Source organism: Microbacterium sp. Bi128, assembly GCF_918698205.1.
Window position 1 is genome coordinate 1 of sequence record NZ_CAKKMM010001484.1, and the last position, 1,214, is coordinate 1,214.

Annotated in this window: 2 protein-coding genes; one reads left to right on the forward strand and one right to left on the reverse strand. The window is 68.5% G+C overall.

The annotated features are described in order from the left end of the window. Positions 1–335: YnfA family protein (locus LQV45_RS33870; RefSeq protein ID WP_230012212.1), on the reverse strand; the 335-nt coding region annotated here is incomplete at its 3' end. A gap of 454 nt (positions 336–789) precedes the next feature. Between LQV45_RS33870 and ribA the strand changes: the two genes are divergently transcribed. After that, positions 790–1,214 (forward strand): GTP cyclohydrolase II RibA (gene ribA, locus LQV45_RS33875; protein WP_290370408.1); only part of this gene is annotated, 425 nt, incomplete at its 3' end.

Consider the following 1,214-nt stretch of genomic DNA (forward strand, 5'->3'; position numbering starts at 1 on the left):
CCGGGCTCGCGGGGCGCGACCATGATGCCGGCGACCCCGAACAGGCAGATCACCGAACCCAGGACGTCCCACCGGTCGGGCCGGAAGCCGTCGAAGATCATGCCCCAGGCCAGTGAGCCGGCCACGAACACGCCGCCGTACGCGGCGAGAATACGCCCGAAGTGTGCGTCCGGCTGCAAAGTCGCGGCAAAGCCGTAGATGCCCAGCGCCACGACACCCAGCCCGGCCCACCACCAGGCCCGGCCCTCGCGGACGGACTGCCAGACGAGCCAGGCCCCACCTATTTCGGCAACGGCGGCGAGGACGAACAACAGGATGGTTTTCGGGATAGTCACGCCCTCATGATGGCACCGGCTGGTTGCCAATCCGGGCCGGTGCGCGCCGACGCGCCCGCCCGGCCGTCATGCGGGGTCATCGCTTGCATCACCTGCCACCCGGGCCTATAACTTTAAGGTTCAAGTAAACTTGGCGGGAAAGGTTGTGTCGCTCGAAGCCGACTGGCATGACGGCTCCGCCCCGCCAACATCAGCACCTGTTGCCCAATACCTGAGGACCCGAGATGACCCTTGCGCCAGAAACCACTGCAACGCCGAAGGCCGCAGCACCTTCGGCCGCCGTGCGCAGCTGCGTCTTCGTGCCGCTGCGCTTCCCGGACGGGTTCGAAGCCGTTGCCGAAGTGCTGACCTTTAGCGGGCTCGCCGACGGCAAGGAGCACCTGCTGCTGGCCCTCGGCGAGTGGGAGGAGGCGCTGCAGGGCGCGGCGCGGCGCGAGGCGGTGCCGGACCGCTGGTGCGGCTGCACAGCGAGTGCCTCACCGGCGACGTATTCGGGAGCCAGCGGTGCGATTGTGGCCCGCAGCTGCGGGAGGCCGTGGAGCGGATTGCCGCCGAGGGGGGCTTCCTGCTGTACCTCCGCCAGGAAGGCCGCGGCATCGGCCTGTATTCGAAGCTTGACGCCTACGCACTGCAGGATGTCGGCCTGGACACCTACGCCGCGAATCTGGCCCTGGGCCACGGCGAAGACGAGCGGGACTACACGGCGGCGGCCCAGATGCTGGGGGCAATGGGTACCGGCACCCTGCGGCTGCTCAGCAACAACCCGGACAAGGCAGCCCAGCTGACCGGCCTCGGCCTCGAAGTGTCCGGGCAGGTCGCCACCGGCGTCCATGCCTCGGCGGCCAATCTTCGGTACCTTGCCGCAAAACGCGACCATAC